This window comes from Streptosporangium sp. CA-135522 (assembly GCF_050949235.1).
Taxonomy (GTDB): domain Bacteria; phylum Actinomycetota; class Actinomycetes; order Streptosporangiales; family Streptosporangiaceae; genus Streptosporangium.
On sequence record NZ_CP192026.1, the window covers coordinates 4,622,549 to 4,648,098 of the forward strand.

The 25,550-nt window shown below is 69.4% G+C and carries 29 protein-coding genes; 11 read left to right on the top strand and 18 right to left on the bottom strand.

Features of this window, described 5'->3' with window-relative positions; translation table 11 throughout:
* Positions 1-78: 78 nt before the first annotated feature.
* Positions 79-225, top strand: a complete 147-nt coding sequence (locus tag ACQPYK_RS21440) for a hypothetical protein (RefSeq protein ID WP_433257758.1) — start codon at positions 79-81, stop codon at positions 223-225.
* A 40-nt stretch (positions 226-265) separates the two neighbouring features.
* On the opposite strand, the gene ACQPYK_RS21445 is transcribed toward ACQPYK_RS21440, so the two are convergent.
* The 4 genes from ACQPYK_RS21445 to ACQPYK_RS21460 all read right to left on the bottom strand — a co-directional run bounded on the left by ACQPYK_RS21445 (position 266) and on the right by ACQPYK_RS21460 (position 2,391).
* Positions 266-649, bottom strand: a complete 384-nt coding sequence (locus ACQPYK_RS21445; RefSeq protein WP_433257760.1) for a hypothetical protein — start codon at positions 647-649, stop codon at positions 266-268.
* Positions 643-1,086 carry an acyl-CoA thioesterase gene (locus ACQPYK_RS21450; protein ID WP_433257762.1) on the bottom strand — a complete coding sequence of 148 codons (444 nt, stop codon included), beginning with the start codon at positions 1,084-1,086 and terminating at the stop codon, positions 643-645. The genes ACQPYK_RS21445 and ACQPYK_RS21450 overlap by 7 nt, the downstream gene beginning before the upstream one ends.
* Position 1,087: 1 nt before the next feature.
* Positions 1,088-1,720 carry a TetR/AcrR family transcriptional regulator gene (locus tag ACQPYK_RS21455; RefSeq protein WP_433257763.1) on the bottom strand — a complete coding sequence of 211 codons (633 nt, stop codon included), beginning with the start codon at positions 1,718-1,720 and terminating at the stop codon, positions 1,088-1,090.
* A 149-nt stretch (positions 1,721-1,869) separates the two neighbouring features.
* Positions 1,870-2,391 (bottom strand): CGNR zinc finger domain-containing protein, encoded by a 522-nt coding sequence (locus ACQPYK_RS21460; protein WP_433257765.1) that lies wholly within the window; start codon positions 2,389-2,391, stop codon positions 1,870-1,872.
* Positions 2,392-2,417: 26 nt separating this feature from the next.
* Between ACQPYK_RS21460 and ACQPYK_RS21465 the strand changes: the two genes are divergently transcribed.
* A complete protein-coding gene (locus ACQPYK_RS21465) occupies positions 2,418-2,897 on the top strand; it encodes a GNAT family N-acetyltransferase (RefSeq protein ID WP_433257767.1) in 480 nt (159 codons plus the stop codon).
* A gap of 84 nt (positions 2,898-2,981) precedes the next feature.
* Here ACQPYK_RS21465 and ACQPYK_RS21470 read toward each other — a convergent pair whose 3' ends face one another.
* On the bottom strand, positions 2,982-3,413 hold the full coding sequence (locus ACQPYK_RS21470) for a nuclear transport factor 2 family protein (RefSeq protein ID WP_433257769.1): 432 nt from the start codon (positions 3,411-3,413) through the stop codon (positions 2,982-2,984).
* A 465-nt stretch (positions 3,414-3,878) separates the two neighbouring features.
* On the opposite strand from ACQPYK_RS21470, the gene ACQPYK_RS21475 reads away from it, so the two are divergent.
* Positions 3,879-5,108, top strand: coding sequence for a glycosyltransferase (locus tag ACQPYK_RS21475; RefSeq protein ID WP_433257771.1), 1,230 nt, complete (start codon positions 3,879-3,881; stop codon positions 5,106-5,108).
* 231 nt (positions 5,109-5,339) lie between these two features.
* On the opposite strand, the gene ACQPYK_RS21480 is transcribed toward ACQPYK_RS21475, so the two are convergent.
* The 4 genes from ACQPYK_RS21480 to ACQPYK_RS21495 form a co-directional block, all read right to left on the bottom strand.
* Positions 5,340-5,927 (bottom strand): hypothetical protein, encoded by a 588-nt coding sequence (locus tag ACQPYK_RS21480; RefSeq protein ID WP_433257774.1) that lies wholly within the window; start codon positions 5,925-5,927, stop codon positions 5,340-5,342.
* A 311-nt stretch (positions 5,928-6,238) separates the two neighbouring features.
* Positions 6,239-7,258 (bottom strand): LacI family DNA-binding transcriptional regulator, encoded by a 1,020-nt coding sequence (locus ACQPYK_RS21485; protein ID WP_433257775.1) that lies wholly within the window; start codon positions 7,256-7,258, stop codon positions 6,239-6,241.
* On the bottom strand, positions 7,242-8,993 hold the full coding sequence (locus tag ACQPYK_RS21490; RefSeq protein ID WP_433257777.1) for a beta-glucosidase: 1,752 nt from the start codon (positions 8,991-8,993) through the stop codon (positions 7,242-7,244). Before ACQPYK_RS21490 ends, ACQPYK_RS21485 begins: the two co-directional genes overlap by 17 nt.
* 5 nt (positions 8,994-8,998) lie before the next feature.
* Complete coding sequence (locus ACQPYK_RS21495) at positions 8,999-9,601, bottom strand: CGNR zinc finger domain-containing protein (protein ID WP_433257779.1); 603 nt, start codon at positions 9,599-9,601, stop codon at positions 8,999-9,001.
* A 21-nt stretch (positions 9,602-9,622) separates the two neighbouring features.
* Here ACQPYK_RS21495 and ACQPYK_RS21500 point away from each other — a divergent pair, with 21 nt between their 5' ends.
* Positions 9,623-10,075 carry a VOC family protein gene (locus tag ACQPYK_RS21500; protein ID WP_433257781.1) on the top strand — a complete coding sequence of 151 codons (453 nt, stop codon included), beginning with the start codon at positions 9,623-9,625 and terminating at the stop codon, positions 10,073-10,075.
* A 229-nt stretch (positions 10,076-10,304) separates the two neighbouring features.
* Here the strand turns inward: ACQPYK_RS21500 and ACQPYK_RS21505 are convergent, their stop codons facing one another.
* The 3 genes from ACQPYK_RS21505 to ACQPYK_RS21515 form a co-directional block, all read right to left on the bottom strand.
* Positions 10,305-10,427 (bottom strand): hypothetical protein, encoded by a 123-nt coding sequence (locus tag ACQPYK_RS21505; RefSeq protein WP_433257783.1) that lies wholly within the window; start codon positions 10,425-10,427, stop codon positions 10,305-10,307.
* A gap of 507 nt (positions 10,428-10,934) precedes the next feature.
* Positions 10,935-11,360: a hemerythrin domain-containing protein gene (locus ACQPYK_RS21510; protein WP_433257784.1), complete on the bottom strand. Its 426-nt coding sequence runs from the start codon at positions 11,358-11,360 to the stop codon at positions 10,935-10,937.
* Complete coding sequence (locus tag ACQPYK_RS21515; protein ID WP_433257786.1) at positions 11,357-12,709, bottom strand: MFS transporter; 1,353 nt, start codon at positions 12,707-12,709, stop codon at positions 11,357-11,359. The genes ACQPYK_RS21510 and ACQPYK_RS21515 overlap by 4 nt, the downstream gene beginning before the upstream one ends.
* A 22-nt stretch (positions 12,710-12,731) precedes the next feature.
* Here ACQPYK_RS21515 and ACQPYK_RS21520 point away from each other — a divergent pair, with 22 nt between their 5' ends.
* Positions 12,732-13,394 carry a TetR/AcrR family transcriptional regulator gene (locus tag ACQPYK_RS21520; RefSeq protein WP_433257788.1) on the top strand — a complete coding sequence of 221 codons (663 nt, stop codon included), beginning with the start codon at positions 12,732-12,734 and terminating at the stop codon, positions 13,392-13,394.
* Positions 13,395-13,573: 179 nt separating this feature from the next.
* Positions 13,574-14,356, top strand: coding sequence for a class I SAM-dependent methyltransferase (locus tag ACQPYK_RS21525; protein ID WP_433257790.1), 783 nt, complete (start codon positions 13,574-13,576; stop codon positions 14,354-14,356).
* Between the two features lie 240 nt (positions 14,357-14,596).
* Here ACQPYK_RS21525 and ACQPYK_RS21530 read toward each other — a convergent pair whose 3' ends face one another.
* On the bottom strand, positions 14,597-15,073 hold the full coding sequence (locus ACQPYK_RS21530; RefSeq protein ID WP_433257792.1) for a winged helix-turn-helix transcriptional regulator: 477 nt from the start codon (positions 15,071-15,073) through the stop codon (positions 14,597-14,599).
* Positions 15,074-15,131: 58 nt separating this feature from the next.
* Between ACQPYK_RS21530 and ACQPYK_RS21535 the strand changes: the two genes are divergently transcribed.
* The 3 genes from ACQPYK_RS21535 to ACQPYK_RS21545 all read left to right on the top strand — a co-directional run bounded on the left by ACQPYK_RS21535 (position 15,132) and on the right by ACQPYK_RS21545 (position 16,886).
* Positions 15,132-15,689, top strand: a complete 558-nt coding sequence (locus ACQPYK_RS21535) for an SRPBCC family protein (RefSeq protein WP_433257794.1) — start codon at positions 15,132-15,134, stop codon at positions 15,687-15,689.
* A 1-nt stretch (position 15,690) separates the two neighbouring features.
* Positions 15,691-16,467, top strand: a complete 777-nt coding sequence (locus ACQPYK_RS21540) for an SDR family NAD(P)-dependent oxidoreductase (protein WP_433257796.1) — start codon at positions 15,691-15,693, stop codon at positions 16,465-16,467.
* A gap of 65 nt (positions 16,468-16,532) precedes the next feature.
* Positions 16,533-16,886 (top strand): VOC family protein, encoded by a 354-nt coding sequence (locus tag ACQPYK_RS21545; protein WP_433257798.1) that lies wholly within the window; start codon positions 16,533-16,535, stop codon positions 16,884-16,886.
* Positions 16,887-17,059: 173 nt separating this feature from the next.
* Here ACQPYK_RS21545 and ACQPYK_RS21550 read toward each other — a convergent pair whose 3' ends face one another.
* The 5 genes from ACQPYK_RS21550 to ACQPYK_RS21570 all read right to left on the bottom strand — a co-directional run bounded on the left by ACQPYK_RS21550 (position 17,060) and on the right by ACQPYK_RS21570 (position 23,730).
* Entirely contained in the window at positions 17,060-17,791 is a 732-nt protein-coding gene (locus ACQPYK_RS21550; protein WP_433257800.1) for a class I SAM-dependent methyltransferase, read from the bottom strand.
* 254 nt (positions 17,792-18,045) lie between these two features.
* Positions 18,046-20,511, bottom strand: a complete 2,466-nt coding sequence (locus ACQPYK_RS21555; RefSeq protein ID WP_433257801.1) for an FtsX-like permease family protein — start codon at positions 20,509-20,511, stop codon at positions 18,046-18,048.
* Entirely contained in the window at positions 20,505-21,242 is a 738-nt protein-coding gene (locus ACQPYK_RS21560) for an ABC transporter ATP-binding protein (RefSeq protein ID WP_433257803.1), read from the bottom strand. Before ACQPYK_RS21560 ends, ACQPYK_RS21555 begins: the two co-directional genes overlap by 7 nt.
* A 294-nt stretch (positions 21,243-21,536) precedes the next feature.
* Complete coding sequence (locus ACQPYK_RS21565) at positions 21,537-22,670, bottom strand: winged helix DNA-binding domain-containing protein (protein ID WP_433257805.1); 1,134 nt, start codon at positions 22,668-22,670, stop codon at positions 21,537-21,539.
* A 604-nt stretch (positions 22,671-23,274) separates the two neighbouring features.
* Complete coding sequence (locus tag ACQPYK_RS21570; protein WP_433257807.1) at positions 23,275-23,730, bottom strand: group II truncated hemoglobin; 456 nt, start codon at positions 23,728-23,730, stop codon at positions 23,275-23,277.
* Positions 23,731-24,139: 409 nt separating this feature from the next.
* On the opposite strand from ACQPYK_RS21570, the gene ACQPYK_RS21575 reads away from it, so the two are divergent.
* The gene (locus tag ACQPYK_RS21575) at positions 24,140-24,877 is read left to right on the top strand and encodes a hypothetical protein (RefSeq protein ID WP_433257809.1); all 738 of its coding nucleotides are present in this window, start codon (positions 24,140-24,142) and stop codon (positions 24,875-24,877) included.
* 146 nt (positions 24,878-25,023) lie between these two features.
* Positions 25,024-25,230, top strand: a complete 207-nt coding sequence (locus tag ACQPYK_RS21580; protein ID WP_433257812.1) for a hypothetical protein — start codon at positions 25,024-25,026, stop codon at positions 25,228-25,230.
* Positions 25,231-25,550 lie beyond the last annotated feature (320 nt).

The following is a 25,550-nucleotide window of genomic DNA, read 5'->3' on the forward strand; positions in this document are numbered from 1 at the left end:
CCTTCGATCCGGGCCGGGCTCGCGCCCCTCACACAGCGCGGGATCCACAGGTTCAACAACCCGGAGAGGCCCGCCTCGATGCTGGTCCTGTTCGCCCCCGGCGCCCCGCGCGAGGCCTACTTCGAGGAACTGGCGGAGATCGTGGCGAGCGGACGGCAGCTCGAGCACACGGCCCGTTTCTGCCGGCGTGTGACACCCCTTCACGCACTCGCGGTGACCGGATGACCCACTCAGCGAACCCGGGCACCGAGTGCGAGCCTGGATCTCACCGAGCATCGGCGCGGGCGCGCAGAGCGTGCAACAGGGTGGCCCTGTCCAGCGCGTCGATCTGCCAGGTACGGGAGCGGAGCGTGCCCCGATGCCGGTACTCGCGCACGATCTGGACGTGCGCGCGTAGCCGTACGAACTCCTGAAGATCGTCCTCGCCGCGCCATACCGACAGCGAACCGACCCGCCGGTTGACCACGTCCGCCCACAACCACATGCCCACCGCGCCAGGCAGCGTCGGCCACAGGCGGCCCAGCGACAGGCCGCGCCGCGCGATACCGGGCAGGTCGAGCGTCCGGTTCATCCGGAAGTCCGTCAGCGCGGCCACCAGCGGTCCCGGCCGCTCGGCCTCTGGTCCGGCGATCCAGCGCGACCTCAGCACGGCACCGCCGCCTCCGTGAGCAGCAAAGGTGCGGCGGCGGCACGGAGCTCATCGCTGAACGGCGTCGGCCGTATGGTGGCCGGGTCCAGGTTGACGTTGACGCGGTAGCCCTCGGCGTGCACCACGGCGCGATCGGCGGACAGCACGCGGAAGCCGTACACCCCGCTGGTACGTCCCATCCGCTCGATCCAGAAGTGCACCAACGGCTCGCCCGCCCCGGCGATGGGCACGTTGTAGGTCACCTTGAACTCGCGTACGGCCAGGAACACGTCTTTGAACGTCGACCGGCCGGGGTCGGGCGACCAGCCGAGCCGGTGCCAGTACGCGCTGATCGCCCGCTCGACCAGCAAGGCGTAGCGCGAGTTGTGCAACAGCCCCATCGCGTCAAGGTCGTCGAAATGCACTTGGACCGGCTCGTGAACGCCGCTTGCGGTCATGTCAATCCTCCGGGAGAAGCGCTGGGTCAGGGCAGAGCGCACGCAGGCGCTGGAGCACGGCGCGGCGGGCGTGAACGAGGGCGGCCGGTCCGTCGTACAACCGGGAATGGATGATCACCATCTCGCCGAGCGCGTCGATCTCGTAGGCCAGCTGGGCCGGATCCACGTTCTCGACCAGTTCGCCCAGCGTCACGGCCTGTGCCACCAGCTTGCGGATGAAGTCCTGCCATTCGCGCATGGCCTCCGCGAGCCGGTCGCGGACCGCGCCGGGACGATCGTCGAACTCGGCCTGCACCGCGAAGAAGAAACACCCGCCGGGCAGCACGGCATCGTCGTAGAACGTCAGCCGAGCCTCATGCAGTGCGAACAGGCGCCGTACGCCCGCGGGGGCGCGCAGGGCGGGCCCCACCACCTGCTCGGTCCACTGCCGGGCGGCCCATTCCACGGTGTCGAGCTGCAACTGCTCCTTGTCGGGCCAGTGTGCGAAGAACCCGGACTTGCTGACGCCGGTCGCCGCCGCCAGCCGCCCCAGGGAGAGTCCGTCCAGTCCTTCGACGGAGGCCAGCTTCACCGCCTGCTGGAGGATCGTCTCGCGGCTACGCAACCCGCGCAGCCGCCGGCCGTCTTGTGTCATGCGGCTCAGACTATATTAACGACCGGTCGGTCGTATAGTTGCCCACCTGTTTCCCGGAGCTCCGCCGCCGGCGGTGATGTCAGGGGTGGCCGAGTCACCCTGGTCGATGGGCGTGTTCGGCAGGGCGCTCGCCGAGCGGTAGATCTTCGTCAGCGCGCGGCTCGGGCGCGATGCCGGCGTACCGCGTCGCGGTTGGCGCACCGCTGGGAGCAGTAGCGCTGCCGCCCGGTGCGGGAGGTGTCGGCGAAGATCGTGGTGCACTCGGTCACGGCGCACCGCCGGAGCCGGTGCATGCCCCGCCCCGCCAGGTGCAGCGCGGTGCCCACGGAGATGAGCGCGAACAGCACGGAGCCGAGCGGCTGCCGGTCGTCGCGGTAGTGCAGGTGCCAGCCGCTGCCTGCATGGTCGGTCAGCCGCGGGTAGGCGGCGGCCTCCACCAGCATCCGGTTGAGCAACTCGGCGCGCTCACGCTCGTCGGTGGCGTCGACGACCTTCTCCCACGCCTCCAGCATGATCTGGGTACGGTCCAGGTCCTGCGATGTGACCGGGCGCTCCAGCACCAACCCGGCGGCGCGGCAGCGGTCCGCGAGCTCCTCGGCGCTCGCCGGGCGCCGGTTGGCCAGGTCCGCTGCCAGGTTCACGGCATCCGCGCCGTAAGGGTTGATATGCATAGGTTTATTACATCAGCCTGGTCGGCATGAGACACCACACCGATGTGCGGCAGGCGACGGAGGACGACGTCGCGGAGCTCGTACGCCTGCGGGCGTTGCTGTTCGAGACCCTCGGCGGCGACTTCTTCGCCCCTTCATCGGCGGACGACGACTGGCGGTACTCCCTTGCCTCGGTGCTGAAGGAACAGCTGACGGCCGACACCGTGCGGATCATGGTCGTGGACGGCGACAACGGCCTCGCCGCCTGTGGCATCGGCACCATCGAGCAACGGCTGCCCGGCCCGCACCTGCGCAACGGCCGGATCGGACAGGTGATCGGAGTGGTCACCGACCCGGCGTATCGACGGCGCGGCCACAGTCGCACGATCATGCATGGTCTTCTCGACTGGTTCCGGGAACGTGAGGTCGCCCGGGTGGACCTGTACGCCTCTGTCGAAGGCGAACCGCTCTACCGTGCACTCGGCTTCACCGACCACCCCAACCCCTCGCTGTACTGGCATCCGTGACAGGCGACCCGCCGCTCCGGACGGGGAGCCGGTTGCGCCGGGACGTACGTCCCGGCCCCTTGTCCTGCTGATCGTCGGCGCGGGCTACCGATGGTGCGTCTGGAGCAGCCGCAGGCCGAACCAACCCCAGTAGGCGCGGTGATGCTGGATGAGACCGTCGGCGATCTCCATCACCTCGACGAAGTCCATCTGCTCCCCATCCGGGGTGGCCCGCGGATACTCCCACATCAGCTTCCGGCCGTCGGTGAAGTAACCGGTGCGGAAACGCGTACGCTCCGGTGGCTGGTGGGCGAACACGATCTCGACGAACTCGCGCAACTTCTCACGACCCCGCACGATGCCCTCTTCGGAGCCCAGGTGGTGGCGGATGAGAGGACTCTCAAGCGTCGCGTCGGGCGCGTAGAGGGCGATCGCGGCGTCGATGTCCTTCGCTCCAAGCGCCTCGTCCCACTCGTGGAAGATTCGTTCGATCTCCTGCCGGTCGGCCTTTTCGATGCCAGTGCTCGGTGCCGTCACAGTTGCTCGCTCCTCACTCGATCGGGGTCTGGTGACGAAGAGAGGCGGGTCCGGGCTCGAACCACCCAGCGTGCGCCGGGACCGTCGTTCGCTGAGTCAATGGCGAGCTCGGGCGCCTCCTCGACCACCGGACGTTCACGGCGACGCGCCACACGCGTCCGGCACCCAACCAAAGCAGAGGCGGGGAGCCGCCCTCTTACGCGACTCCCCGCCTTGAGCAGGTGATTTCCTCTTGCTGGCGTCTATTTTGGGATGCGGCTTGCCTCCCACGCGGAGACACCGTCCCCCGTCTCCACTTTCAACGTATAGCGGGGAGGGGGACTTGCCGCAAGACCCCGATGCCGGGACAGAATACGGGGCCGTGAGCCGAGCCGGCCCCGGGCGAACGGAGCCGGACGCCTACGCGCGCTCACATTCACGATGCGGTCGGCGACCGTAGCCGAAGCCATTGCAAGAGGAGTCTTCATGCGCGTGCTGCTGTCCACGATCGGGTCGCGTGGTGAGGTTCAGCCGTTGGTGGCGCTGGCGATGGAGTTGAGGGCTCTCGGCCAGGAAGCCCGCCTGTGCGTGCCCCCGGACTTTCGCGACTGGATCGACGGCCTCGGGATTCCCGTCGTGCCCATCGGCCCCGAGCTGCGCGGGACCGCGTCGGCCGACCGGCCCCGACCTACGCGGGAGCAGCTGCTTCAAGGGGTGGAAGCTTCGGTCGCCACCCAGTTCGCCACGATCGCGGAGGCGGCCCAAGGCTGCGACGTCCTCGTGGCGGGTGGCGCCCTGCAGATCGCCACCCGCTCGATAGCCGAACGGATGGGCGTCCCCTACGTCTACGCGAGCTACTGCCCCAAAACCCTGCCTTCCCCTCACCACGCGCCGATCCCCATGCCGGGACAGACGCCGGCGGACGGAACGGTCGATGACCGCACTCTGTGGGTCGCCGACGCACAACGCTGGAACGACACCTTCGGCGCCGCTCTCAACTCCCATCGGGCATCGGCCGGTTTGGCCCCGGTCACTGACGTGCGAAGCCACATCTTCACCGACCGGCCCTGGCTGGCCGCCGACCCGACGTTGGGGCCCTGGCCTGAGCCTGCGGACCCGGATGTCGTGCAGACGGGCGCTTGGATCTTGGCGGATCAGCGTCCGTTGCCTCCCGGGCTGGTGGACTTCCTCGACACCGGCGAACCACCCGTCTGTTTCGGCTTCGGCAGCATTCGCGCTCCACAAGCCCTCGCCCAGGCGATGATCCGATCGGCCCGTGCGCTCGGCCGCCGTGCGATCGTGCTGCGCGGGTGGGCCGGCCTGTCACCGATAGACGACGAACCCGACTGCCTGTCCATCGGCGAGGTCAACCAGCAGGCGCTCTTCAAGCGGGTCGCCGCCGTCGTCCACCACGGCGGCGCGGGCACCACAACCGCAGCCGCGGGAGCCGGAGCACCCCAGGTCGTCATTCCCCAGATGTACGACCAGCCCTATTGGGCGCAACGAATCCGCCGGCTCGGGATCGGATCCGCCCACCCGCCCGGCGCACCGACCGCTGACTCGCTGGCGACGGCTCTCAAGCACGCCCTCCAGCCCGACGTGGCAGGCCGTGCCCAGATCATCGCCGCCGCGGTGCGCACTGACGGCGCCAGGGCCACCGCGCAACGCTTGATCGCCTTGGATTCTCAGAGTCGGGCACCGGGGTCGGGTCGGTAGCCGCCGGCGATGCCCTTGAGGAGATCCTCGCGGGCCCATCCGGGTGAACCCGCGAGGACGTTCGACCGTCCAAGCCGCTGCCCTGCGAGACCGGCGCCGCGTCGGGCCTGCCGTCGCCCGCACCCGCGCGCATTCCTCTTGTGCGTTACGGGCCACGGCTTGTGCGTTACGGGCTACGGCGTCATCACTCGCGTCGCCCCCCGTGAATGGAGTCGGGCGACCGCTGGGGCGTTACGGTTGGGTGGGCTTGATATAGGTGACCTGGACGTTCAGGTAGGTCGCTCCGCCATAGTCGTGCCCGCGGATGGCGAGCAGGTTGCAACAGTCCAGATAGGTGGTCGGAACGACGACGTCGATCGCGCCGGTCTTGCAATAGCCGCTGTTGGCCGTTTGCACGAGATGGCCGTTCAGATAGACCTGCGCATCGTTGTCAATGGTTCCCTGAATACGGACCTGCTGGGCGTCCCGTGGGATATGGAGCCAGTGGCGTACCAGAATGTCGGTGTTCACGGCCCATGGCGTCTTGACGTTGACGGGGTTGTTGAACGAGCAGCCGGTCGCGGTGCCGAAGCCCTCCTGGCCCCTCCGCCAGGCACTGTCGTCGAAGCCCCGCTCGTAGAACAGGGGCACGTCGGTGGCGGGCGGGACCTGGAGGTATGTCCAACCCGTGCTGTTGTAGTCGAGCACGGTGACGACGCTCTGGCGCGCGCTTCCCGTCTCGGAGGCGAATGCGGGCGTCGAGACGGAAAAGGCCGTGGCAGCCAGTACCGAACTCGCCGCGAGACCTGCGAGCAGGAAACGCGATGGTTTCTTGGACATAGGCGAGTTCCTTCTTTCTTCGGATGAAAATGCCCTTATCCGTCGGGCGTCGCAAGCGCGCCGGGATCAGGCCCGCACGCCGTTCGCCCAATGGGTTCAAGGCAAGGGAACCACGCCCCTACCCGTCAGAAGCGGATTCGCCGCCGCGACATTCAGCAGTCCTTGCAGAGATATTGCTTCGCGTGATCCCGGCCTTCATTACAGTTACGGCGCTGATTTCTTTGGCTTTCTGCAGAATGCCCGTGTTCGCGGCGGACGACAGCCGGAACCTCGACGTCCCATGACGTGGCGGACGCCTCTCAGCCATGCTCCTAGCGGGTCACGCTCGCCGTCGAGCCACGGACGATCAGCTCGGTGGCCAGCTCGACGTGGGGAGAGTCGATCGGCTCGCCGGCCGCCAGACGCAGTGCCGTACGCAGGGCGACGGCGCCCATCTCACGCAGCGGCTGGCGGACGGTGGTCAGCGGCGGCGAGGTCATCCGGGCGATCTGGGTGTCGTCGAAGCCCACGATGCTCAGGTCCTCGGGGATGCGCAGGCCCCGTGCCCTGGCCGCCTCCATGACGCCGAGCGCGGACTCGTCGCAGCCGACGAAGATCGCCGTCGGTGGCTTCGGCAGGTCGAGCACGGCCGCGCCGTCCTCCAGCCCGTCCCGGTAGCGGAAGTGCCCGAACCGCGTGTAGCCGGGTGGCACAGGCGTGTCTTCGGCCTCCATGGCGGCCCGGTAGCCGTGCAGGCGTGCCTGGTTGCAAGACGCCGTGGCCGGACCTCCGATGTAGGCGATACGCCGGTGCCCGAGGGAGAGCAGGTGCTGGGTGGCGGCCAGTCCGCCGGCGAAGTTGGTCGAACCGACGCTGGTCACCCGTGCCGGCGGCATGTTGAGCGGGTCGATCACGACCAGTGGCAGGCGGACGCGCGACAGCGCGGCGAGGTGCTCGGCGGTCAGCTCGCTGGTGACGGCGATCAACGCGCGCCGTCCGGCGGCGACCAGGTCGCGGGCTCGGGCGACGGTGAGGTCGGGGTCCTTCCTGATGCTGACGACCACCCCGACGCCGACCTCGGCCCCGGTCGTCACCATGCCCTGGATGATCTCGGCGGAGTAGCCGCAGATGTCTCCGTCGAACTGCACCTCGACCGTGTCGCTCCCGACGGCCTCGCCCCGGCGCGGAGGGGGCGCGACGTAGTCGTGCTGCCGCAACAGCGACTCCACGCGGGAGCGGGTCTCCGGCGCGACGTCGCTGCGGCCGTGGAGCACCTTGGACACGGTCGCGACCGACACGCCGGCCGAGGCCGCGACCGTGGCCAGCGTGGCCCGCCTAGAACTGGTCGGCATCGCTTCCCTCGTGCTTTTCGACAGATACGGGGGTGACGAGGCGCCGGTCGTGGCCGACGACCCGCGTCGGGCCGGTCAGCCGCACCCTGCCCTGACACGGCGGCTCGGCTGCCGACGTGCCGGCGAACACCTCGATGTCGCCGGGCTCCACGATGCGTCTCAGGTCCCTTCCGGTGAAGGCCGTCCGGTCGGCGTGCACGTGGAAGGTCACGTCTGCCTCGGCTCCGGATTCCAGCGGGATCCGCGCGAACCCGGTCAGCTGCCTGACCGGCCGGGTGACCTGGGCGACGACGTCGTGACCGCCCTCCTCACCCGGGAAGAACGCCTGCACGAGCCCGGCGGCCACGGCATGTGCCGCGCCCAGCGCGTACGGACGTCCGGAGACGACCACCACGACGACCGGCGTGCCCGTGGCGGCGAGTTCGGCCAGCAGCTTCTCCTGCACGCCGGGCAGCCGCAGGTCGTCGGCGTCGCAGCCCTCCCCTGAGGTTCCATGCCCGAACAGCCCGGCGTGGTCGCCTACGGCCACCACGCACAGATCCGCCTCGCGGGCCGCGGTGGCCGCGGCGGCGAAGCCGGAGCGGTCGTCGCCCTGCACGTCGCAGCCACGCTCGTGGACGATCTCGGCGTCCGGCAGTTCGGCGCGCAGCGCGTCGAGGAGACTGGGCGCCTCGACGCCGAGCCCGAGTCCGGGGTGGCGGGGCAGCACGTGGGTGGGGAAGGCGTAGCAGCCCATGAAGGTGCGCGGGTCGTCGGCACACGGCCCGGCCACGGCGATCCGGCGCGGCGCCGTGCGCCCCTCGCCGAGCAGCGGCAGCGCGGTCCCGGCGTCGAGCAGGACGATCGACCGCTCGGCCAGCTCGCGCGCCAGCGCCCGGTTGTCCGGCGAATCCAGATCCACGGAGGAGGCCCCGGACACGGACTTCTCGGGCGTCCAGTCCGGATCGAGCAGCCCGAGCTGGACCTTCTGGGTGAGGAGGCGGCGCGCCGCCCGGTCGATCAGCGCCCCGGGGATCTCGCCGCGGCGCACCCGTTCGACCAGTTGCCGGCCGAAGCCCAGGGTGTCGGGCAGCTCGACGTCGATGCCGGCGGCCAGCGCCCGTACGCCGGCCTCGTCGGTGTCGGCGGCGATCCGGTGCATGGTCGCCAGGAACGAGACCGCCCAGTAGTCCGAGACGACGGTCCCGGTGAAGCCCCACTCCTCGCGCAGCACCTCGGTCAGCAGCCAGGGGTCCGCTCCGGCGGGCACGCCGTCCACATCGGAGTAGGAGTTCATCACCGACCGTGCCCCGCCGAGGGCGATGGCCGTCTCGAACGGCGGCAGGATCATGTCCATCAGCTCACGCCGCCCCATCGGGACGGGACCGTGGTTGCGGGCCGCGCGCGAGGCGGAGTAACCGGCGAAGTGCTTGAGCGTGGCGATGATCCCCGCGCCCTCCAGGCCGCGCACGTAGGCGGCGCCGATCATCGAGACGAGATACGGATCCTCGCCCATGGTCTCCTCGACCCGCCCCCACCGGTAGTCCCGCACCACGTCCAGGACCGGCGAGAGGGCCCATCGCGAAGGCGTGCGGGAAGCTCCCCGCCGCGCTGTAGGAAGAAAGAGCTCATCGTCATCGCGTGCACCAGGCTGGCCGCCGCGCCTGCGGAGAACGAGCGGTGCCGAAACAGCGTGCGACTCCACCACGCTGTAGTAGACGCCGGCGGCCACGAGGCTGGTGAGCCCGGTGGCCATCGTGATCATTCTTTCTCGGAGCGGCGGGTGCGTAGCGCGCGGACTTTGTGGCGGTTGCCGCAGTGCTCCATGGAGCACCATCGGCGGCGCCCGGGGCGAGAGGTGTCGACGTAGATCAGATGGCAGTCATCGGCCGCACACACCCGGATGCGGTGCGCGAACGGGCCGGTGAGCAGCTCGACGGCATCGCGCGCGACGGTGGCGAGCAAGTGTGCGCCGCCGGCGGCTCCGGCCCACCGCCGGTCTCCGCCCGGCCCGATGGCGGGAGCCAGGGGCGGGTGGGCGGATGCTTCGTTGATGACCTTCAGATCGCCGGGTGCCGGCGGCTCGCCACGTGTTCGGGCGATGGCCGCCCGGAACAACGCGTCTCGCAGTCGACGCGCGTCCGCCACCTCGGTCTCGGAGATCCGTAGTTCGGGCGTCGGCGTCAGCCGTGAACGGCCTGCCCAGACGGCCAGGTCGGCGGGCTGGTGCAGCACCTCGTATCGGGCGTAGGGGCCGGGACCGCCGGTGGTCAGCAGTTCCAGGCACAACGCGCCGGGGTCGAACCGGTAGGCGACGCCGGTGTGGGAGTACAGCGTTAGCCCTGGGGTTGCGGCGGAGTCCATGTAACCAATATAAATGGTTACATGGCATTGGGTTGGAAACTGGTCATCGACAGCACGAACGCACCCACCCTGGCGGATTTCTGGGCCGCGGCACTGGGCTACGAGGTGGAAGATCCCAGCGCTCTCATCGAGCAACTGCTGGCCGCCGGCCACATCGGTGAAGAGGCGATCGTCGAGCATCGCGGCCGCAGGATCTTCCGCGGCTACGCCGCCATCCGCCACCCCGAGGATCAGTTCGACGAGATCAGCGGCATCGGCCGCGGTCGGCGACTGCTCTTCCAGGACGTGCCCGAGGGCAAGACCGGCAAGAACCGCCTGCACCTCGATATCCACAGCGAGCCCGACGGCCGTGACAAGCTGGTGGCCCGGCTGGAGGACCTGGGGGCGACCCGTGTCCGCGAGGTGAACAAGGGACCGGCCGGACACTGGTGGATCATGCAGGATCCGGAGGGCAACGAGTTCTGCGTGGCGTAGGGCCGGCTGTGGCCCGACCGCGGCAGCGGCATCCGGTTTCCGCGTAGCCACGCCACCGCATGATCGAACAGCGACGACGACGCGTCCGCCGAGTGGTGGGCCGAGCCGGTCAAGCGCTGTCGCACGGTGCGGGGCTTCATCGAGCCGCGTCTGGAGGCGATCGGCTTTCGCGCGGTCGAGGCGGGCTTGCGGGTGTCGGCCACGGCTGGTTCCACACCGGCGGGGTGACTCACGCCGCCCGCTTGCCGACCTCCTCGATCGCGGCGACCACGACGGCGGGATCCTTGGAGAGAATCTGCACGTGGTTGTCGGGCGTGGTCGCGAACACCACCACGCGTTCGATGCTCGCCATGACTTTGGCACATGGTCATCCTCTCGACGAGGATCATCGGGTGCCCAAATCCTGTATCGACCGATCTCGACTGCGGAAACAAGAGATTCCGAGGGTTGTCACAGTCGCTGTTCGTGTCGAGAGCACGCGGCCGGACCTTGTGACGTGAGCATGATGACCGACGTCGAGGTCCGCCGCGTGGAATCCTTCATCGCGGTCGCGCAGGAGCTGAACATCACGCACGCCGCGGACCCGCCTCCGCCTGACGCGGTAGGCCGTCTCGACGCCCATCCAGCAGCTGGAGCCGCTCCCTTCAGGCGAGCCGGCCGTTGGCTGCCCGCCACCGACGCCGGGCTCTGCGAGCCGGCCGTCGTGTGGACCGCGCCCGCGATCCCTGACGGCCCGCTCGATCGCAGAGGTGGGGAAGATCATCGGCTGACCGGCGCCGGCGCGTTCCGGCTCCATGGTGCCCCTGAGACGCCTGGTCGAGGCGCCGAAAACCGGTAAAGCCGAAAACCGGTAAAGGAGTCAGAGGTCTTCCGGCATGTCGATCATCTGGTTGAGCAGCGGGACGAGCTGTTCCTCCTCGTAATCCAGATGGGCTTCCAACTCCCCGGCGAGCCGGTCCAGCTCGGCTCCCGTCGCTGCCCGGTCCCCGGTCTCGGTCAGTGATCGTATCCGGGCGAGGATGCGCGCCACCGTCTGGTGCTCGCTCCTGAGCCGCGCCAGGACCTCGGCCAGCTCGGGGTGCAGGCCGTCCAGGTGGGGGAAGAGGACCTCGTCCTCGCCCGCGTGGTGCGCGTGCAAGGCCTCGCAGAACGTCAGGCAGTGCTCGCGCAGGCCGGGTCCGAGGCTCGCGGAGCGGCGCAGCTCCGTGAGGTCGCGGCGGAAGCCGTCGTGCAGCTTCACCAGCTCGTCGCCCCATGCCACGAGCCTGTCGTCACGTGCGGTCATGCCGGCTCCTTGATCAGTACGCCTGGAACTCGCGCCAGGACATGGTGGATGAATCCAAAGAACGCGGAAACGAGGGCTGCGATGGCCGCGACGCCGAAACTCCATCCGGTGCCGCCGCCCGCGAGCAGGGCCCCGGTGATCGTGCCTGCCAGGCTGCTGCCGACGACGCGGACCAGGGCGTTCACGCCGCCCGCGGCCGCCGTCTTGGCGGGCTCGACGTGTTCGACGGCCATGGTGCCCAGCGCGGCGTAGCCGAGCCCGACGCCGACGCCCAGGATGGTCGCGGCTCCGTACAGGTCGGAGGGGGCGTCGTGCGAGGCGGCCAGCCAGAGTGCGGCGGCGGCCACCAGCAGGGAGCCGGTGCCGACCAGGGACGCCGCGGGGAAGCGGCGCATCAGCGGGCCCGCCAGCAGCGAGACCGCCAGCATCAGGACCGCGGTCGGCAGCAGGTAGAGGCCCACCTGGAGCACCGATCCGCCCAGCGCGCCCTGCGCGACGGAGGAGATCGTGGTGATCGACGTGAACAGGGCGAAGCCCAGCAGCATCGACGCCGCTGTCGCGCCGATCGTCCCGCGGTGCAGCAGCATGGGAATCTCGATCAGCGGGGACGCGGTACGGCGCGCGGTCAGCACCCACACCCAGGCCACGACGACCGCCCCGGCCAGCAACCCCAAGGTGAGCGGCGAGGCCCAGCCCCAGGTCGCTCCCTTGCTGATGGCGAGCAGCAGGCAGACCAGCCAGCCGGCGACCAGCACGGCGCCCGCGAGATCCGGACGCCCGTCGCTCACGCGGTCGCGGCGGGGTTCGCGGACGAAGGCGGCCACGAGGGCGAAGCCGGCCGCGCCGAGTCCCGCCAGGATCCAGAACAGCCCCTGGTAGGTGCCGCCGACCAGCCCGGCCAGGATCATCCCGCCACCGCTGCCGACCCCCATCATCGCGCTGAGCACGCCGATGGCCGTGGGCAGTTGTTCGCGGGGCACGGTCTCCCGCGCGATGCCCATGGCCAGCGGGAGCAGGGGAGCGGCGACGCCTTGCAGCACGCGTCCGATGACGAGCAGCGGGAGCGTGGTGGCCATGGCGGCGACCAGTGACCCGGCCACCAGGAGGGCGAGCGCGCACAGCGCGACCGGCCGCCTGCCGTACAGGTCGCCGAGGCGCGACAGCAGAGGGATGGCGACCGCGCCGGACAGGAGGGCGGAGGTGAGCACCCACGAGGCGGAGGTGAGCGGCACCTGGAGGTCGTGCTGCAGCACGGGCAGCATCGGCACCACCGCCGTCATTTGCAGGGTTCCGACCGCGACGGCGTAGGCGAGTACACCGATGGCGATCCATGGAGACTTTCTATACATGTATAGAAAGTAACATGGCAGGATGCCGGCTCGAACGGGGCGCCCCCCCAAGATCTCCAGGGCGGACATCATGTCCGCCGCCCACCGGATCATCGACGCAGAGGGGATCCAGGGGCTGACCATGCGCAGGCTGGCCCGCGAGGTCGGCACCACGGCGATGGCGCTCTACCACCACGTGCGGGACAAGGACGATCTGCTGCAGTTGCTGCTCGACGAGTACGCGGCCGGGATCGAGATGCCCGAGCTGCACGATGAGGACCCCGTCGAGCGCGTCGCGGCCGCCGCCACCGCCATGCGGCAGGCGCTGATCGGTTGCCCGTGGATCGTGGAGGTGCTCAGGTCGGACGATCTGTTGTCCGTGCGCGCGCTCTGGTACCCGGAGACGATCATCGACGGCCTCGTACGTGCCGGGCTGACGCCGGAGGAGGCCGTGGACGGATACCGGATCATCTGGCACTACACGGCGGGCGAGATCAGCGCGCGGGCGGCTGTGGCACGTCGGCGTGAGAAGGACCGGCCAACGTATCGCAGCCGCATCTTCACCGACCTCGACCCGGTCAAGCTGCCGCGGCTGGCGGCGCTGGGCGAGCGGTGGGAGGAGCTGACCGCCCGCGACACCTACGACAAGGGCGTACGCGCACTCGTGCACGGCCTCCTGCGGCCACCGGCCGACCGGCGGCGGTAGCCAGAGATCGGGATGGAGGATGCGAAATCGGCACAGATGACCTGGAACCCGGGCAACCCGGACGCGGCGCCTGTAGGGATCTTCGCCCGCCGCTGACCGTGCTGTTCATGGCTGGTCGATGGTGGCCCACCGTCCCGGCATGGCCGGGCGCATGCCGTACGTCCTGATCAATCCGGATTATGCGGAGATCAACGGCTCCAGGCCCCGCCGACTGGCGTGCGGCCAACCGCGCCAACTGGGACGAACGCGTTCCGATCCATGTCGCAGGTTCCTTCTACGACCTTCCCGGCTTCGTCGCAGGCAAGGACACGCTCCAGGACTTCGAACTCGCCGAGGTCGGCGACGACGGTGGCAGGACCTTGCTCCATCTCCAGTGTCATATCGGGCTGGACACCCTGTCCTGGGCTCGGCGCGGAGCCATCGTCACCGGCCTCGACTTCTCGGAGCCGGCCGTGGCTGCGGCCGCCGGCCTGGCCGAGCAGATCGGCGCCGCCACCGCCCGCTTCGTCGCCGCCGACGTGTATGACGCCGTCCACGCACTCGGCGCACAGACCTTCGACATCGTCTACACCGGCCTCGGCGCGTTGTGCCGGCTCCCGGACATGACCCGGTGGGCACAGACTGCGGCAGCGCTCATCGCTCCGGGAGGCTTCCTCTACTTGGCCGAGTTCCATCCTTTCGCCGACGTTCTGGCTGAAGACGGTCGCACCGTCGAGAACGACTACTTCCAGCGAGATCCAATCATCGTGGACGTGCCCGGCACCTATGCCTACCCGAGTGCGGTGACCACCGCGACCCTCACGGTCCAATGGCTGCACGGCATCGGCGATGTCGTCAGCGCCCTGACTGCTGCCGGCCTCCGGCTGGAGTTCCTGCATGAACACAACCGTGGCCACTTCCGCTTCCCGCCGGGACTGCGCGTCCCGCAGGTCTACTCGCTCCGCGCGGCGAGGGTGGAGTAGCTGCCGGACCTGCTGATGGCGACCGAGGCGGCCGTGGTGACCGGTCCGTACAAGCGCCTGGTGTTCGGCCATCCGGCCCGCGAGGACGGCGCGGTGAACCGGCATGCGTAAAAGGCCGAGCAACGGTGAACGTGTGGCCGCGGTCCCCGCGCCGCGGCGGAAGCCACCGCGAGCCGGTCACCACGACGGGACCCCGGCTTTGGCGGGAGCATCGCGGTCGCGAGCGAATCGCGCCGAAGGTCAGGCCTTCTGCGGTATGCGTTCGGGGGGCATGCCGGGCCCGATCGTGGCCTGGATCTCGGTCGGGTCGTCCACGTGACCACAGTGGGCGCACACCGTCCGCTGGGTGATTCCGGTGCCGCACACCGAGTGGGTGTAGAGGATCGGCGGCTCCCCGTCGGTCGCCCACTGGTCGCCCCACTCGGAGAGCGCGACCAGCGCGGGCGCGAGCGCACGCCCCTTGTCGGTCAGCAGGTACTCATGCAGTTCGGGCTGCTCGGAGTATCTGTGGCGCCGCATGATCCCGGCCTCGACGAAGCCGTCGAGCCGGGCCTTGAGGATGTTGGTCGCGATGCCCAGGCCGCGCTGGAAGTCGCTGTAGCGGGTCGCCCCCGCGAACAGGGCGTCGCGAACGATCAGCAGGCTCCAGCGTTCGCCGATCACCTCCAGGGCGCGTGCGATCGAGCACACCTGCGAGTCGTAGGTCTTCCCCAGCATGCGCCCAGTCTACCGTGGGCGCTTGCGTCATGAAAGCGCCCGGACTAAGGTTGCTTGCATGATGCAAGTTGATCGGAAGCAGAGCTTCACCACCACCTTTTCGGTGGACCGGAGTCCCCAGGAAGCATTCGAGGCCATCACCGACGTCCGCGGTTGGTGGTCGCAAGAGGTCGAGGGCGTCACCGACCGGGTCGGCGGCGAGTTCGACTACCACTACAAGGACGTCCACCGCTGCACGATCCGCGTCACGGAACTCGTGCCCGGCCGGAAGGTCGCGTGGCTCGTCCTGGACAACTACTTCGACTTCATCGAAGACCAGGCCGAATGGAAGGACACCGAGGTCGTCTTCGAAATCTCCGAAAGGGACGGCGGCGCCGAGGTCCACTTCACCCACGTGGGCCTGGTCCCGCAGTACGAGTGCTACGACGTGTGCTCCAACGCGTGGGGCGGCTATATCGGCGGCAGCCTGCGAAACCTGATCAACACAGGGGAGGGGCAGCCCAACCCGAAACAGGACGGGAACGCCCCGGCTCACCAGCACGCCGCCGCCGTGCTGCGCACCAGGCGCTCACCTCAGGCCACCGGCCTGGCCGACGCCGAGTCGAACAGCGCCTGAGATGACCGCGATCACAGGCAAGATCGTCCTGATCACCGGCGCCAACCGAGGTATCGGGCGGGCACTGCTGGAGGAAGCCCTGCGCAGGGGCGCACAGCAGGTGTACGCCGGCACGCGCGAATCCTTCGCCCACCCGGACGAACGGGTCACGCCCCTGCTCCTTGACGTGACCGACGCGGCACAGACGCAGCAGGCCGCCCAGGCGGTCCCCTCGCTCGACATTCTCGTCAACAACGCCGGCGTGGCACTCTCTGACGATCTCAACGACCGTACCGTGCTCGAACGCCACCTCGCCGTCAATCTCTTCGGCATCTACGGCGTGACACAGGCCTTCCTCCCCCTGTTGGCCCGTTCGCGCGGTGCCATCGTCAACAACGTGTCCATGGCGGCCTTCGCCCCGCTGCCGGTCGTCCCGGCCTACTCGATCTCGAAGGCGGCCGCGTTCTCCCTGACGCAGTCGCAGCGGGCACTCCTCGCCGACCAGGGCGTAAGGGTCCACGCCGTCCTCGCCGGCCCGACCGACACCGACATGTCCCGCGAGTTCGACGCCCCGAAGGCCTCGCCGGAATCGGTCGCGCGAGCCATCTTCGACGGCGTGGAGAACCAGGAGGAAGACATCTTCCCCGACCCCATGTCGCAGACCATGGCCGCCGGTTGGCAGGGCAGTCCGGCCAAGACGCTGGAGCGCGAGTATGCCGCCATCGCGACCCGCTTGGAATTCGAAAACAATCCTGGGGCCGCGACCACATCCGGCAAAGACAGGCCGCCATCACTGTAAAGCGCCGAAGCGACTTCCCAGCCGGGCGCTACAGCCATTCGCATACAACGACAAGGAGATCTGGAATGACAACGCCGAAACCTGGCAGCATCCTTCTTGGCACCACCCGGCCCGCGGAGCTGCGTGACTGGTATCGCAGGGCGCTTGCACCGGGACACGAGGGCGAAGGACCGATCGATCTCGGCGGCTTCCTGATGGTCATCGAGCAGCGCGACGACGTCGACGCGAAGAACAACGAGCCGGGCCGAATGATCCTCAACTTCCACGTCGACGACTTCGACGCCGTCGAGGCGCAGCTGCGGGCGGCCGGCGTGGACTGGCTCGTTCCCGTCGCGGATCGCCCCTCCGGCCGCTTCGGGACGTTCGCGGACCCTGATGGGAACTACCTCCAGGTCATCCAGTTCAAGCAGGACGCATAAGTCCAGGCGTCGCCGTGCGAAACTCCTGCCCGGCCGGCATCTACCGTGCGCCGGGCCGGCACGCAGCGCCAGGGACCTGTGCGCAGGGGCGGGCAGGAGGCGAAGCCGTCATGTAGCGGCTGATCTCATCGTCCCCGATGAGACTCGACAGAAGTCCGCCCGCTTCGTCGGGTTCAGCTGGGGCGGGCGATCGTGATGATCTCGCGGCCGGCCTCGGTGACGGGCCCCCGATGCCAGTCGCCGTACTGATCCTCGACGGTGAACCCGGCCTCGGTCAGAAACGAGGCCAGTGCCGGGACGTCGAGGAAGCGCAGGCTTGCCCGGTCGACGCGGAGAACCGTGTCGTCGCGCTCGGCGGTGGTCTCGGTGAACGTGACGACGTCGCCGACGATGGACTCGACTTCGTGCCACATGCGTAGCGGGCGCCCGGCGGCGCCTTCGATGTCGAAGGCCTTCGACGGGTTCCAGTTCTCCCAGGCGCGAGCCTGCGGGTGGCGGGTGCCGAAGACGAACCGGCCCCCGTCGCGAAGCGAGGTGCGGATCGCGGTCAGGGATGCCCGCAGCTCATCGTCGGTGATCAGGCACTGGAAGGCGTTGCTGGTCATCGTGGCCAGGTCGAACTCCCCGGCCCAGGCGGCGTCGGCGGCGACGCCATGGACCCACTCGATGTCGGTGCGGCGCCTGGCTCGATCCAGCATGCCCTGGTCGGGATCGAGCCCGACGAGACGTCCGGTGTGACCAAGGGCGCGGGCGTGGTGGAGCATGCTCCCGGTGCCGCAGCCGAGATCCAGTACGGCACCGGCCGCCATGACGAGTTCGGTGCAGAAGCCGGCCTCGGGGAAACGGGCGGGGTCCCACGGGTTGATCACATCGTAGAGAGCCGCGGCCTCGGCATCGGAGAACATCCCGACAGTATCCACGTACGGCCGACGACGGCCAACCGGATTATGCCGGTCCACCGATGATCCATCGATATGTCACCGGGCGCGCCGGCCGCCGGTGATTTCCCCGGTGGCCGGCGCGGGTGGATGCGGGCCGCGCGATGCGTTTCGGCTGACCGCGGCGGCGGCGATCCAGCAGACCAACAGCAGGAGCGCCACCACCGCGCTTCCCAGGCTTTCCGCCGGTCACCCAAGGTCGTACGGCATCGCGTGGGAGCTCATCCGCGGATCTGCTCGGCGGGCCGGCCCAGCAGCACCGTCCGGGCCGGCGTCAGAGCCGCCGAGTACGCCAACCCCATCGTGGCCACCGCCATCGCCGCGTAGGCGAGGGGCGGCACGTGCGGCAGAGGCGAGCCGGTCACCCCGTAGCTGAGCGCCATCAGCGTCGGTGCGGCGATCAAGGTCCCCGTGATCACCGCGAGCACGCCGACCAGCAGCGCCTCCCAGCGCACCATGCCGCGCACCTGCCGCCGAGTGCCGCCGACCAGGCGTAGCAGCGCGAACTCCCGCACCCTCGCGCCGGTGGCCGTCACCAGCGTGTTGACCACCGAGATCGCGATGAACACGATGATCAGCCCGAGCACCAGCAGGTTGACCCAGTCGCTGAACTCCTGCGCCGCGTTGACCGCCGCGCCGGCGCCCGCCCGGTCCAGGACCGTCAACCCGGGGGTCAGTGCGGCGAGCCGTTCCTTCGTGCCGCCCGTGACGTACACCCGGCCGGCCATCCCGGTCTCCGAGTGGTCGCGCACCAGCGGGTACGGCAGGGCGACGTCGCCGTACCCGAGGCCGCGCTCGTAGACGGCCACGACGGTCAGCTTGACGGGTACGCCGTCGCCCAGACGCAGCCGAACCCTGTCTCCCACCGAGGCGCCGAGGCTGCCGGCGGTCAGCGTGCTCAGCGCCACCTTGTCGCCGTGCAACCGGTCCAGCGAGCCGGACGTGACGCCGAGGTCGATCCCGTGCGCGGGGACGGTCAGGCCGATCGCGTTCAGCGGCTTCAGCGTGCGTGCTCCCAGTTCCACCGTGTCGGCGATCACCTTGGTGCCGATCGTCTCGGTCACTCCCTTGACGCCGGGCAGATCGCGGGCGGCCCGGGCGACGTCGGGAGGCAGGCCCGGTCCGGTCGACTCCAGGACGTAGTCGGCGAGGTTGCCCTCCAGCGCCTGCCGGGTGGCCGCGTGGCCCAGGGTGGATTGGGAGAAAAGGGTGGTCGAGGCGAAGGCGAACATCAGGATGAGCGGGCTGGCGACGGCCGCCAGCCGCTTGGCCGCCGTCTTGGTGTTCGCCACGGCCAGGTAGCCGCTGACCGGCGAGGTCCGGCCGACCACGCCGCCTGCCAGGCGTGCGGCCAGCCGTACCAGCCAAGGGCCCAGGAGGGCGGCGGCGGTGATGAGGAGGAGCACGATCGCGCCGGCGCTCGCCGCGGCCGTCTCACCGGCCGCGACCATGGACAGGCCCGAGGCGGACAGACCCAAGGCGAGGAAGACCAGGCCGGTGATCATCCGGCCGCGGCCGAGTTCCCTGCGTTCGACCGCGGCCTCGCCCAACGCCTCGGTCGGCTTGATGCGGGCGGCGCGCCGTACGGCGCCGCGGGCGGCCAGCCAGGCCGTGAGCAGCCCGACCCCGGCCGCGACCAGCATCGGAACGGGACCCGCCAGCGGCGTGAACCCCTCCGGCACCACGCCTCGCGCGACGAACTGGCCGAACAGCCACGTCCCCACCGCGACCCCCAGCGGCAGCCCCGGCACGGTGGCCGCGAGCCCGACGACCAGCGCCTCCCGCCCGATCATGGTGCGGACCTGCTTGGGCGTCGCCCCGATCGCCCGCAGCAGCGCGATCTCCCGGTCTCGCTGCCGGATGGCGAGCCCGAACGCGCCGGAGACCACCAGCACCGCCACCATGACGATCACGCCGCCGAGGCTGCCGCTGAGCGTGATGAGCATCTCCCGGCCCTCCCGCGCCGAGGCGTCCTCGGCCAGCCCGCGCTGGTCGCCCGCGTAAACCGTCACGGAGTCGCCGAGCGCCCGCTCGACCCGCTCCGCCAGCCGCTCGCCCTCGCCGAACACCCCGAACGCCGACACCTTGCCGGGACGGGCGAACAGCTCGGCGGCGCGCTCCCCGGTGAAGAACACCGACGCCTGCCGGGCCGGGCCCGGTCCGCCGGCGATCCCGGTCACGGTGTACTCCCGGACGCCGTCCCTGCCGGCGACCCGCGCCTTCTCGCCCACCTTCCGGCTCAGCGTGACGTCCACGACGATCTCTCCCGCCGCGGCGGGAGCGCGGCCCTCATTCAGGGTGTACGGCGTGAGCCCCGCCGACTCCCAGGAACGCCCGACCACACGCCCATCGGCGCCCGTCAGCCCGACCGGAAAGCCGACCTCGGGTACGACCCGGGTGACACCGGGCACCTTGGCGATCTTCCCCGCCAGGGTGGCCGGGATCGCGGCCGGCTCCGAAAGCGACTGCCCCATGTCGGGTTCTTCTGTGTCGAGGGTGATCTGCTGCTGTCCCGCCACCACGACCGGGGCCGCGCCGTACCGCTCGGCGGGCACGCGGGCGCGCAGGCCGCTGTCCATGAGCAGCCCGCACGAGGCGACCAGGGCCACGGCGAACAGCAGCGCGATGAACGAGCCCACGAGTGAGGGCAGGCGGCCACGCGAGGTGGCGAAGGCGAGCCTCAGCATCGCACGGCCCTCGGGCGGCCGAGCGTGGCCATGCGCCGCGCGATCGTCTCCGGCCCGGCGGCGTGGACCTCGTCCACCAGCGCGCCGCCGGCCAGGAACAGCACCCGGTCGGCGTAGGAGGCGGCCGTCGGATCGTGGGTCACCATCACCACGGTCTGGCCGGTCGTGTCCACCACCTGGCGGAGCAGGGTGAGCACCTCGGCCGCGGTCTGGGTGTCCAGCGCACCCGTCGGCTCGTCGGCGAAGACCACCTCCGGCCTGGTGACCAGTGCGCGGGCGATCGCCACCCGCTGCTGCTGTCCGCCGGACAGCTGGGACGGCCGGTGCCGCGTGCGCTCGCCGAGTCCGACCCGCTCGATCACCTCGCCCAGCCAGGCGTGGTCGGGCCGCTTGCCCGCGAGCCGGAACGGTAGCAGGACGTTTTCGACCACGCTGAGTGAAGGGATCAGGTTGAACGCCTGGAAGACGAAGCCCGCCTTCTCCCGGCGCAGTTCGGTGAGCTGGGTCTCGTTCATCCGCGACAGTTCCGTCTCGCCTATGTGGACCGTTCCCGACGTGGGGGTGTCCAGTCCGGCGGCGCAGTGCAGGAAGGTGCTCTTGCCGGAACCCGACGGGCCCATGATGGCGGTGAAGCCGCCGCGGGGCAGGTCGACCGTGACTCCGTGTAGCGCGTGCACCCCCTTTCCGTAAGTCTTGGTCACCGCGTTGAGGCGCACCGCGTGCGTCGCCACCTGTCATCCCTCGTTTCCGGATCTCCTGCTTGGTCGAACCTCACGCTAGAGATTCGGATATTCCGGGCACGAGCCGGTGAACCCCCGTCCGTTGGTAGGGCTAGCCGTACGGGATGAGCTTGATGATCTTTTGATTTCGTCGTGTTCAGCGGCTCAGGCATCGGCCATAGGCCGGGGACGCCGGCGGAGATGCTTCACGCCGTCGAATCCGGCACCCGGATCGGCGAAGCCGGCGGCCCCATCGCTGATTTCCGAACCCTCCTCCCCGAAGGCCGTATTCAGCTGAAGGTCGTATCAGCTCGGGAACAAACGGACTTCGGCGCTCGGCATCTGCTTGGTCCACCAGTGAGCGTAGCGACGATAGACGGTGGTCCCGCGATCCGTCAGGAACGCCGCCAGCGCACCGGCCTCCACCGCGAGCCCGTTCCACACCTCCTCGTCCAGGCGGTGGAAAGCCGTCGCTTCGATGCCTCCTTCGACCGGGCGCCACACACCGGCGACGTAGCCGTCGACGAGCAGGGTCGGCAGGACGTCGCCGTTGCGGCGGATGACGAGCGGGCGGTAGTCCGGCGCAATGAGGCGGCTGCGATCGGAGTAGGCGAGCAGGATGCTGTCCCACATGGGCAGCAGCCGGGGTGGGGCGACGGTGTCCTCCGCCGGAAGCGGCGCCCCGGGCACGTCGAACAGCGTTGCCCCATCCGGCCCCTCCAGCTCCTCGATCTTGCCGGCCAAAGCCTGCACGGCCTGCCGCAGCACCGGCCGTCTGAGTGTGGTGAACTGCGCCAAGTCCGGCACCGAGGCGGGACCGAACGCCCGCAGGTAGCGCAGAACCAGCCGCTGCACGGACTCGTCCTCAGACTCCGGGCCTGACGTGGGCCGCGCGGCGACGAACGACGACCGCGCACCGAACGACCACGGCCCACCGGTCGGCGCGTGGTGTAAAGACGCGAACGTCCGCAGCGCCCACCACAGACCCCGCCTGGCCTCACCGAAGCCGGCCTTGAAGAATTCTTCGATCTCGGCGCCGGTGCGCGGACGGGCCGTGAACTCCGCGAGATGGGGAAGTGCGGCATCGGCGTCGGCGATGGACAGCTCGCTCGATGTGAAGCGGGAGTCGCCCAGGCGCGCAGCGCGTAGGTTGCGCAGCATCGCGCTGTGGAACGCCGGATAGTCCTCGGCGTGCACCGCGTGCAACGTGATGCGCATCAGTGAGGCCTTGACCACCTCGCGGTTGGCGAACGCGGCGTCCAGGTCTTCCGGATCGAAGTCGGTGAGCCGGTTCCACAGGGCGAGATACGGTGACGGGGCCTCCTGCGCCTGCAGCGCGACGATGCGGCGGACGGCATCGGCCACGGCCAGCGATTCGCGCTTCAACAGCATCTGCCGGCCGAGCGTGGCCCGGTTGAGCCGTCGAGCGGTAAGTCTCATGCCAAGATCCTTGTCTTCAGCGGCGGGTGGACGCCAGTGCCTGTCACAGGCCGTCTCGGTATGACCGTACGGCACTGCGGATACGATGCCGAAAGATCACGAAGTGCTGCTCTGGTGGCCGGGCTGACTCGACTCGGGCACGACCACCGGCGCCAGGTGCGGATACACCGTCGACGGCCAGATCAACCGGATATGCAACGACGAAGGGGAGCGCTTCACCGACTTGATGGCCGCCATCAAGAACGGAGAGAGCGGCAGGGGCGGCGACGGCGGCGGCCCGGTCTTCGCCCTCACCGAGGGCGCCAGCTACCTGAAGTCACGGAGTTTCACGACATGAGCGATGAGCGGTCTGCGGGCTCCGGCGTGTACCGCTACGCCAGCGCCAACGCGCGCAAGAACTACGCCGGCACCGGCCCGATCATCCGGGCGTCCGGCAAGAAGAAGGTCGTGCTCGCCCGCTCCGTGCACAACGACCGGCTCATCGACGTCCTCGACTCTCGAGCCTTCACCGCCCTACAGGCCTCGCCGGGCACCCACGTCTCCTATTCCGACCACCCGATGAACGCGGCGCGCCACACGCCTATGCCATCGAGGCGCGGCTGCACTACGAGCTGGACTGATCGGGCTCCTTCCATGTCCACAGCGGGACGTCGCGCAGCGGGTGGAGCTCCTCGTCGGTGGCCGCGTGGGAGTTCTGCTGGGCCACCCGCGAGCCGAACTCTAGATGCTCGCGCACCGCCTCGCGGAACGGCTCGTCGTCGGGCAGCCCTGCCTCGTCGAAGGACTCCATGTACAGCTCCACGAAACGCTCGCGCTGCTCGTCGGAGATGTTGAGATGGCGGTGCACCTGGATGAGGTGGTCGAAGCCCAGCTCGCGGGTGAAGCGGTCAGGTCCGCCGAAGGACTCGGCCGTGAACCAGGTCAGGTGATCGACATGGGTGGCGTTACGCTCGGGAAACAGCTGCTTGAGCAGGGGATCGTTGAGAACCTTCGCGTAGAAGATCTCTTCGAGCCTGTGCAGTGCCTCGTCGCCGCCTGCGTGCGAGTACAAACTGGTCATGCATCCACATTCATGGTCACTCTCGATGATGTCCAGCGTGTTCGCCACCGAGGAAACCTTCCGGGCTGAAAGCCCCGGCCACGACACGGGCCTCGGGCAGACGCAGGTCGGGGTGTCGGTAAGACTTGTGTCGGTGCGACACGAGTCTTACCGACACCCCGAACACAACGCGCACGACGAGGGCGGCGGATGGTGACGGCTTCGGCGATCGCCTCCAGCGCCTCCTCCCACCGACCCACCTCGGCGTCCTCCTCCCGAGCATGTCCGCAGGCCGAGCCTGACATGGGTCGCGGAATTCACCGAGGCGCTGTCGGCCTGGTCGACATCGAGGTCGTAGGCCGATACGAACCTTCGAGAGCTTTGGCGAGTCTCACCCATGTAAGGATCACGACTCGGGGAGGACAGTTCAATGCTGCGTTCGCTCACCACCGCCGCCGCGCTCGCCGTCTGCGCCACCGGCCTGGCCGCCACGCCCGCCATCGCCTCCACCTCGGAGGTGTTCTACGGCTTCGCCTGGGCCGACGGAGCCGATACCCTGCGCATCACACCGATGAAGGCGACCCTCGTCAAGGGGCGTGGTGTCCCGCGCTACAAGCTCACCTCCGTCGCCGGCGCCGGAGAACGGCGGCTGAACTACGCCGGCGTCGACTTTCGCAGGACTACCGCCGAATGCGGCCTGAAGGAGAACGAGGGCGTCGTCAAGCTCGATGGAAAGGGCTTGGGCACGACCCGCTGCCGGGCCGGTGACCTGACCTTCGCCCTCGGGCTCGGCCCCGTGCCGGTCAGGGTCTCGCTGGGCACGACCAAGCGGATCCACGAGCTCCTCGCGACGCCGAGCGACGCGAAGACCGCCTACGGCACGATCAAGCGCCACAACGACACGACGGTCGTCTTCGCGAAGGACGGCCGATCGGTCAAGCTGGGCTACACCGCCCTGCTCTTCAGCCGCGTGACCGGGAAGTGCGGTGACGCCTGGTTGGCCGACCACGTCAACGCCGGGCGCGACGGGCTTGGCACCAAGGGGTGCACCACGCCGGCCTTCACCAAGGTCGTGAAGGGGGCCGAGCATCCCGTCCTGGCCAAGGTGGACTACAACCCGCGCAGCGGCCAGCTGCTCCAGGTCTGGGAGGTCTTCGGGGACGCCTAGTGTCTTGCGCCTGAAATTCGTCGGCAATATTTACCGAGGGATTCGAGGATCTCGCCGGCGGTTTTGGTCCAGACGAACGGCTTGGGATCGTCATTCCACTGATCCGTCCAGGCGCGGATGTCCTTCTCCAGCGCCTGGACGCTCTTGTGGACACCGCGGCGGATCAGAAGGAAGCCCTGGTCTTCGACCTGGACACCGACATCGAGGTCGCGCTCGAAGCCGCCGGCCTGATCCGTCGGCGGGCCGACCCCCGGGAGGCCGCGCAGACGATCTTCGATCTGCTCGAACGCGGCTGGACGGCCTTCGCCGAGCGGTCAGAGACCTCCGATTCCCTGCGAGATCACGCCCCCTGAAGGCCCTCTGCTCGGGTTCGTGCGATAAGCCCCGAGCACCTGTCGTCACACGAAGCTACTTCGCCCCTGGTGGCGCCGACCCGAGCGGGGCCCGACCGGCCGGTGCCAGCCCCAGGGGCCTCGCGGCTCCCATCCCGCGCTGGACGGTAGCCGGTGCGGGCGGCGGCCTGTGTCGGTCGGCGGGAGCGCGCTGGCGGCGGCGTTGGAAATGATGACCCCTCAGCCGGAAAGAAGACGGCACTCGAGCGCGCCGTCACCGATCCGGCGGTGCCGCAGCGACAATCCGGAAGGGTGATGCGCACGGCGACACGACTGCCCGT